Here is a 7,239-nt window from a genome sequence, read left to right on the forward strand (position 1 = left end):
CACCCGGTCCGGGTGTGCGCCCCACATGCGTGTGCGGTGATCAGCCGCCGATCGGCAGGGCACCGGTCAGGCCGCCGGCAGGCAGGCCGCCGAGCAGGTTGGTGCCGGGCGCCGAGAGGTTGCCACCGCCGCGCTGCTGCTGGTCGAGAAGTCCGCCGGCGGCCTTCTGCACGGCGGGCAGCGCGTCCGTGACGGAGTCGAGCGCGACACCGGCGGGGAGGGTGGCGGCCAGGGCGTCGACGGGCACGGCGACGGCGGAGGCACTGCCCGCGCCGGCGACGGCGAAAGCGGCACCGAGAGCGGCGACACCGAGGGTCCTGACAGCAGACTGGTTCATGTGAAATTCATCCTTGGGGAAGGGGATGTGAGCGGCTCTGCAACGTAGTCAGCTCCGCACCCCTCCCGCAAACATGCCGGAACCCGGAAAACGACCGGGATCCGATGCTCCCGACCGTTCCCCTTTTGGCTTGCCTCAGCCCGCGACGGACGAATAACCACTGGTCACAGCCGTCTGCCGGAAGAGCCACTCGGACTTCAGCTCCGCATATCCGGGCTTTACGACGTCGTTGATCATCGCCAGACGTTCATCGAAAGGAATGAACGCTGATTTCATCGCATTGACTGTGAACCACTGCATGTCATCGAGCGTGTATCCGAATGTCTCGGTCAGTCGCTCGAATTCCCCGCTCATGCTCGTCCCGCTCATCAGCCTGTTGTCCGTATTCACGGTGGCGCGGAAATGCAGCCTACGCAGCAGCCCGATGGGGTGCTCGGCGTACGAGGCCGCGGCTCCGGTCTGGAGGTTGGAGGTCGGGCAGAGCTCCAGCGGGATCCGCTTGTCACGCACGTAGGAGGCGAGACGGCCCAGCGTCACACTGCCGTCCTCGGCGATCTCGATGTCGTCGATGATGCGGACGCCGTGACCGAGCCGGTCCGCGCCGCACCACTGCAGGGCCTGCCAGATCGACGGCAGGCCGAAGGCCTCGCCCGCGTGGATGGTGAAGTGGTTGTTCTCGCGCTTGAGGTACTCGAAGGCGTCCAGGTGGCGGGTGGGCGGGTAGCCCGCCTCGGCGCCCGCGATATCGAAGCCCACCACGCCCAGGTCGCGGTAGCGGTTGGCGAGTTCGGCGATCTCCAGCGCGCGGGCGGCGTGCCGCATCGCGGTGAGGAGGGCGCCCACGCGGATGCGGTGGCCGTTCGCGCGGGCACGGCGCTCCCCCTCGCGGAAACCCTCGTTGACCGCCTCGACCACCTCTTCGAGGGACAGGCCCGCGGTGAGGTGCTGCTCGGGCGCGTACCGCACCTCGGCGTAGACGACACCGTCCTCGGCGAGGTCCTCGGCGCACTCCGCGGCCACCCGGAACAGCGCGTCACGGGTCTGCATGACGGCGCAGGTGTGGGCGAATGTCTCCAGGTAACGCTCCAGGGAACCGGAGTCGGCCGCCTCGCGGAACCAGATGCCGAGCTTGTCGGGCTCGGTCTCGGGCAAGGCGTCGTAGCCTTGCGCGACAGCCAGCTCGATGATCGTGCCGGGGCGCAGGCCACCGTCGAGATGGTCGTGGAGCAGCACCTTGGGCGCGCGGCGGATCTGGTCGGGACCGGGGACATTCAGGGTCTGGCTCGTCATCCGGGCACTCTAGCGCCTACGCGCGTAGAGCGCTGGGTGCCGATGCGTAACAGTGACCGCGAAGCCAGGTGGAATACACCTGCCCTTCTGACACTGTTCTGTCATGGCACAGCGCGCACTTCCCCTGCCTGCCGCCAGGCTGGGACGGGCCGTACTCACGGCCGGAGCAGCACCCGAGGTCAGCGGCGTGGTCCTGCTGCTCCCGGACGGCGAGACCGACTCCAGACGCCGTCCCTCCGCCTTTTCGTACGCGGCACAGCTGCCGTTCGCCCGGACCCTGGCCCGCGCCGGCCAGGAGGACGGGCTCGCGGTGCACGTCGTGCGCTACCGCACCAGGGGCTGGAACGCCGGCGCGGACCCGGCGGCCGACGCCCACTGGGCGGCCGACGAGGTGGTGCGACGCTACGGCGACATCCCCCTGTGCCTCGTCGGGCACGGCATGGGAGGCCGGGCGGCCCTGCGCGGCGCCGGGCACACCGCCGTCAACTCCGTGCTCGCGATGGCCCCCTGGCTGCCGGAGGGGCCGGAGCCCGAACCGGTGAAACAGCTGGCGGGGCGCCGGGTGCTGATCGTGCACGGCACGAACGACGCACGGACGGATCCGGAGCTCTCCTACCGGCTGGCCGAGCGGGCCAAGAAGGCCAACCGGGACACCTGCCGCTTCGAGGTCCACTCGGACGGACACGCGCTGCGCCAGCACCGGTCCGAAGTGATGGCGCTGGCCTCGGACTTCATACGGGGTTCGCTGTTCGCCCGGTCGTACGCCCGCCCGGTCGCCGACGCGTTCGCCGCTCCACCGCCGCTGGGGCTGCGGATGCCGCTCGCTGCGGGGTTCGGTCGGTCGCTGAGGCACTGAGGGGTGGTCCGCGCCGGATCAGTCCGGCAGCAGGCTCCCCCGGCGCGACAGCAGGAAGCGTTTGAAGGCGGCCACCGGCGGCGTGTCGGGGTGGCCGTCCAGCCAGGCGACCCCGATCTCGCGGGCGGCGCGCGGCGCGGTCACCGTCAGCTCGACCACGCCGGGCCGGGCGACGGCGGGCGGCGGCAGCAGCGCCACCCCGAGCCCGGCCGCGACCAGACCGCGCAGCGTCTCCGCCTCCTCGCCCTCGAACGCGACCCGCGGGGTGAAACCGGCCTCGGCGCAGAGGTCGTCGGTGATCCGCCGCAGCCCGTAACCGGGTTCGAGGGTGACGAACGTTTCGTCGGCGGCCTCGGCCAGGCGGATGCGCCGGCGGCCCGCCAGCCGGTGGTCGTCGGGGACGACCAGGCGCAGCCGCTGCTCGTCCAGGCGCATGGCGACGAGATCCGGGGCGTCGGGGACTGGCGAGGTGAGGCAGAGGTCGAGGCCGCCCGCCCGCAGGCGGTCGATCATCGCCTCGCCGTAGTTCTGGACCAGCTGGAAGCGGACCCGGGGGTGGTCGGCGCGGAAGGCGCGGATCAGGGCGGGCACGGTCTCGGAGCCCATGGTGTGCAGGAAGCCGAAGGCCACCTTCCCCGCCGTGGGGTCGGCGTCGGCGCGCACCGAGTCCGCGGCCTTCTCCACCTCCGCCAGCGCGCGTTCGGCGGAGCCGAGGAACGTGCGCCCCGCGGGGGTGAGCGAGACGGTGCGGCCCCGGCGGGCGAACAGCGCGACGCCCAGGTCCTGTTCCAGCCTCACCATGGCCCTGGACAGCGTCGACTGCGGGACACCGAGCTCGTGCGCGGCCCGGGTGACGTGCTCGTGGCGGGCCACCGCCTCGAAGTACGCGAGGCGTGGCGCGAGTACGGCTCGGATGTCTTCTTCGTAACTGCTCGGTGACAGCCGTGGCTGTGAGCTGTATTGATGCACCATGGGAACGATTATGAGGGTTTCATGCATTGGACGCATGAAACTGCGCGGTCTACGTTCGCTGTATGCCTCCTGCCAGTACCGGGGCGTCCACCATCGTGCTGGACGCCGCCGTTCCGTCATCCCCCGCCGCCGTCTCCCCGACCGTCCCGGACCGCCTCACGCCCGGCGGCCCCGGCTACCGCCGGATGAGCTTCGCGCTCTTCGCTGCGGGGATCGCGACCTTCGCCCTTCTGTACTCCACGCAGGCCCTGCTGCCCGCCGTGTCCGCGTCCTTCGGCGCGACGGCCGGCCAGGCGAGCTGGACGGTCTCCGCGGCGACGGGTGCGCTGGCCCTCTGTGTCCTGCCGTTGAGCGCCCTCTCCGAGCGCTTCGGGCGGCGCCAGATGATGACGGCCTCCCTGGCGGTCGCCGTGGTGATCGGGCTGCTCGTCCCCTTCGCCCCGTCGCTCGGCTGGCTGATCGCGCTGCGCGCGATCCAGGGCGCGGCGCTGGCCGGACTGCCCGCCTCCGCGATGGCCTACCTGGCCGAGGAGGTGCGGCCCAAGGCACTGGTGGCCGCGATCGGACTGTTCGTGGCGGGCAACAGCATCGGCGGTATGAGCGGTCGCATCCTCGCCGGCTGGGTCGCCCAGCTGTGGGGCTGGAGGGTGGCACTCGGCGCCATCGGGCTGCTCGCCGTGGCCTGCGCGGTGGTCTTCCACTTCATGATCCCCAAGGCCCGGCACTTCAGCCCCGCCTCGCTCAACCCGAAGGCACTGGCGAAGACCGTCACCGGTCACCTCTCCAATCCGCTGCTGCGCCGGCTGTACGCCATCGGCGCGCTGTTCATGACGGTGTTCGGCGCGGTCTACACCGTGATCGGCTACCGGCTCGTCGAGGAGCCCTTCGGCCTCCCGCAGGGCATCGTCGGCTCGATCTTCCTGGTCTATCTCGTCGGCACGGTCTCCTCCGCCGCCGCCGGCCGGCTGGTCGCCCGGCTGGGCCGCCGGGGCGCGCTCTACCTCGCCGTCTCCACGACGGCTGCGGGTCTGCTGCTCTCGCTGGCCGACCAGCTGGCCACCGTCCTGGCCGGCCTCGTCCTGATCACGGCAGGCTTCTTCGCCGGGCACGCGGTCGCATCGTCCTCGGTGAGCCGGACGGCGACGTCCGGCCGCGCCCAGGCGTCGGCGCTCTACCAGTCCGCGTACTACCTGGGGTCGAGCGCGGGCGGCACTCTCGGTGCCGTCGCCTTCCACACCGGCGGCTGGGCCGGCACGGTCGCGCTGGGTGTCCTCGCGGTCCTCGGTGTCCTGTCGATCACCCTGTTCGGGACCCGGGCGGCCCGGACCGAGCGGCTCCGCGCCGCGTCCCCGGCACCGGTGCACAACTGAGACCTTCCCGGCACAACCGCGGCTCCCCGACGCACGTCCAACAAGCGGAGACATACCGCTGGGCGAACGCGAAGGGGAACAGGCGTACATGAGAATCATGGGGAGGATATCCGGCGTACGGGTGCGGCGCGGTGCCGTCCTGTCCGTCGCCGGACTGGTGGCCGCGCCGGCCCTGGTCCTGGGCACCGGGACGGCCGCCCAGGCGGCGTCCTGCACGGCGGCGAAGGGGCCGTACCAGAAGCAGGTCGAGAAGTACCTGAAGCGGACCGCCGACGGCCGTCAGTCGACGGCGGACTGCAAGGCGATCCGCTCGTTCCAGGTCGCGAAGGGCATCACGCCCGCCATCGGTTACGCGGGGCCCGTCACCTGGCGCACGATGAAGACGATCACCGCCCAGAACGCGGCGGGCAAGAACCCGAACAAGGCGAAGAAGTGCCCCACGAACAAGGGGCGCATCGCCTGCGTGGACCTGACCAGGCAGCTGAGCTGGATCCAGGACGGGTCCAAGCTGAAGTTCGGCCCGGTGCCGGTGCGCACGGGCCGCAACGGCGCCGAGACGCGGACCGGCGCCAAGAAGATCTACTGGCGCAACATCAACCACTGGTCGACGCTCTACGACGTCCGCATGCCGTACGCCCAGTTCTTCGACGGCGGGCAGGCGTTCCACTCGGTCACCAAGTCCATGTACAACAACCCGGGGTCGGCGGGCTGCGTCAACATGCGCCCCGCGGACGCGAAGTCGTACTGGAACCTGTTGAAGAACGGCGACGACGTCTACGTCTACGGGCGCAAGCCCGGCACCTGAGCAGCGGTTTCCACGCTTCCCGCCCCGGTTGTCAGTGCCCTGCGGTAGCTTCCACAGTGCTGAGTGAGCGGTGTCACAGCGCAACAGGGGTGGAGCGATGAGTGATCTGACAGCGGCGGCGGACGTCGACAGCCGTCTGGAGGGACACCGGGTCGAGCTGACCGGCTACTGCTACCGGATGCTCGGCTCGGCCTTCGAGGCGGAGGACGCGGTCCAGGACACGCTGGTGCGCGCCTGGCGCAACTTCGACAAGTTCGAGGGCCGTTCCTCGCTGCGCTCCTGGCTCTACCGCATCGCCACGAACGTCTGCCTGGACATGCTGAACGCGGGCAACAAGAGGGCAAGGCCGGTGGATCTGACCGGTCCGACACCGCTGGCCCAGGCCGCGCTGAACCCTCTCCCGGAGAACACCTGGCTGGAGCCGATGCCGGACGGCCGCATCCTGCCCTCGGTGGCCGACCCGGCGGAGGCCGCCGTGGCCCGTGAGTCGGTGCGCCTCGCGTTCGTGGCCGCTCTCCAGCATCTGCCGCCGAAGCAGCGGGCGGTGCTGATCCTGCGCGAGGTCCTGGCGTGGAAGGCGAGCGAGGTCGCCGAGCTGCTCGACACCACGGTCGCCTCGGTCAACAGCGCCCTCCAGCGGGCCCGGGCGACGCTGTCGGACACCGACAGCACGGCGCCGGACACCGCGAACCCGCTGGACGACGAGCAGCGCAAGCTGCTGGACCGCTATGTGGCGGCGTTCGAGGGGTACGACATGGCGGCGCTGACGGCGCTGCTCCATGAGGACGCCGTGATGACCATGCCGCCGTTCGATCTCTGGCTGCGGGGACACGACGACATCACCGGCTTCATGCTCAGCATCGGCGCAGGCTGTGCGGGTTCCCGGCTGGTGGCGACCGAGGCCAACGGAACCCCGGCCTTCGCGCACTACAAGCCGAATCCGGACGGACCGGGTTTCGTCCCTTGGGCGGTGCAGGTCATCGACATCTCGGACGGTGCGATCACCGGGATGCACTGCTTCCTGGACACCCCGCGCTGGTTCCCGCTGTTCGGGCTTCCGGACCACCTGGATGCCGACGCCTCATGAGAATCGGACGGCCCGTGGTGATGGGCTGGGTGTGTCTGGCGGTGGGTGGCTGGGCGGCGACGCTGTGGCTGGGCGAGCCCTCCGCCACGACGGGCCCGGGCCCCGCCCCCGCCGCCCGGGTTTCGGATGACAATCCTGAGCCCGGGCCTCAGCCGGAGGGCTCGTGCCCGACCACGAGGCCGACACCGGCCCCCTCGGCGAGCGCCGCGGAGTTGCTGAAGGAGGTGCCGGACGGATACGCGGACGGGTATTCGGTGCAGGTCCTCTGCAGCTACGCCGAGGTCCGCGACCACGCGGTGGCCCGCTGAGGGCCGGTCAATCCGGGGCGGACCGGACGTTTTCCACCACATCGGCGATCCCCACCAGATCGAGCAGCGCCCCGAGTTCGGGCGGGACGTTACGCAGTCGCAGCTCGACGCCCCCGGCCCGGCGCGCGACGAGCCCCAGCCGCGCTATCGCCTCGACGAGGGCCAGATCCGGGCGCACGACCCCGCCGACGTCGCAGTCCACCACGGCGACCAC

At 70.9% G+C, this 7,239-nt stretch carries 9 protein-coding genes; 5 read left to right on the plus strand and 4 right to left on the minus strand.

What is annotated here, in order from left to right; all coding sequences use genetic code 11:
- Window positions 1-40: 40 nt before the first annotated feature.
- Both ACFWFI_RS38985 and ACFWFI_RS38990 read right to left on the minus strand, forming a co-directional pair.
- On the minus strand, window positions 41-337 hold the full coding sequence (locus ACFWFI_RS38985) for a hypothetical protein (RefSeq protein ID WP_387400042.1): 297 nt from the start codon (window positions 335-337) through the stop codon (window positions 41-43).
- Window positions 338-472: 135 nt separating this feature from the next.
- Window positions 473-1,627, minus strand: a complete 1,155-nt coding sequence (locus ACFWFI_RS38990; protein WP_387400045.1) for an adenosine deaminase — start codon at window positions 1,625-1,627, stop codon at window positions 473-475.
- 103 nt (window positions 1,628-1,730) lie between these two features.
- On the opposite strand from ACFWFI_RS38990, the gene ACFWFI_RS38995 reads away from it, so the two are divergent.
- Complete coding sequence (locus tag ACFWFI_RS38995) at window positions 1,731-2,483, plus strand: alpha/beta hydrolase (protein WP_387400048.1); 753 nt, start codon at window positions 1,731-1,733, stop codon at window positions 2,481-2,483.
- Window positions 2,484-2,501: 18 nt separating this feature from the next.
- Here the strand turns inward: ACFWFI_RS38995 and ACFWFI_RS39000 are convergent, their stop codons facing one another.
- Window positions 2,502-3,455, minus strand: coding sequence for a LysR family transcriptional regulator (locus tag ACFWFI_RS39000; RefSeq protein WP_387400051.1), 954 nt, complete (start codon window positions 3,453-3,455; stop codon window positions 2,502-2,504).
- 62 nt (window positions 3,456-3,517) lie between these two features.
- On the opposite strand from ACFWFI_RS39000, the gene ACFWFI_RS39005 reads away from it, so the two are divergent.
- The 4 genes from ACFWFI_RS39005 (at window position 3,518) to ACFWFI_RS39020 (ending at window position 7,025) form a co-directional block, all read left to right on the plus strand.
- Window positions 3,518-4,825 carry an MFS transporter gene (locus ACFWFI_RS39005; protein WP_387400054.1) on the plus strand — a complete coding sequence of 436 codons (1,308 nt, stop codon included), beginning with the start codon at window positions 3,518-3,520 and terminating at the stop codon, window positions 4,823-4,825.
- 88 nt (window positions 4,826-4,913) lie between these two features.
- Entirely contained in the window at window positions 4,914-5,630 is a 717-nt protein-coding gene (locus ACFWFI_RS39010) for a L,D-transpeptidase family protein (protein WP_387400057.1), read from the plus strand.
- 97 nt (window positions 5,631-5,727) lie between these two features.
- Window positions 5,728-6,717 (plus strand): sigma-70 family RNA polymerase sigma factor, encoded by a 990-nt coding sequence (locus ACFWFI_RS39015; protein ID WP_387400060.1) that lies wholly within the window; start codon window positions 5,728-5,730, stop codon window positions 6,715-6,717.
- A complete protein-coding gene (locus tag ACFWFI_RS39020; protein ID WP_387400063.1) occupies window positions 6,714-7,025 on the plus strand; it encodes a hypothetical protein in 312 nt (103 codons plus the stop codon). Before ACFWFI_RS39015 ends, ACFWFI_RS39020 begins: the two co-directional genes overlap by 4 nt.
- 7 nt (window positions 7,026-7,032) lie before the next feature.
- Here ACFWFI_RS39020 and ACFWFI_RS39025 read toward each other — a convergent pair.
- On the minus strand, window positions 7,033-7,239 hold a 207-nt coding region (locus tag ACFWFI_RS39025; protein WP_387400066.1), incomplete at its 5' end, for a hypothetical protein.

The sequence above is a fragment of the Streptomyces sp. NPDC060209 genome (genome assembly GCF_042728155.1).
Lineage (GTDB): Bacteria > Actinomycetota > Actinomycetes > Streptomycetales > Streptomycetaceae > Streptomyces.

Coding starts and splice junctions, on each gene's coding strand:
- ACFWFI_RS38985 (WP_387400042.1), bottom strand. CDS start 337: ATGAACCAGTCTGCTGTCAGGACCCTCGGTGTCGCCGCTCTCGGTGCC.
- ACFWFI_RS38990 (WP_387400045.1), bottom strand. CDS start 1,627: ATGACGAGCCAGACCCTGAATGTCCCCGGTCCCGACCAGATCCGCCGC.
- ACFWFI_RS38995 (WP_387400048.1), top strand. CDS start 1,731: ATGGCACAGCGCGCACTTCCCCTGCCTGCCGCCAGGCTGGGACGGGCC.
- ACFWFI_RS39000 (WP_387400051.1), bottom strand. CDS start 3,455: ATGGTGCATCAATACAGCTCACAGCCACGGCTGTCACCGAGCAGTTAC.
- ACFWFI_RS39005 (WP_387400054.1), top strand. CDS start 3,518: ATGCCTCCTGCCAGTACCGGGGCGTCCACCATCGTGCTGGACGCCGCC.
- ACFWFI_RS39010 (WP_387400057.1), top strand. CDS start 4,914: ATGAGAATCATGGGGAGGATATCCGGCGTACGGGTGCGGCGCGGTGCC.
- ACFWFI_RS39015 (WP_387400060.1), top strand. CDS start 5,728: ATGAGTGATCTGACAGCGGCGGCGGACGTCGACAGCCGTCTGGAGGGA.
- ACFWFI_RS39020 (WP_387400063.1), top strand. CDS start 6,714: ATGAGAATCGGACGGCCCGTGGTGATGGGCTGGGTGTGTCTGGCGGTG.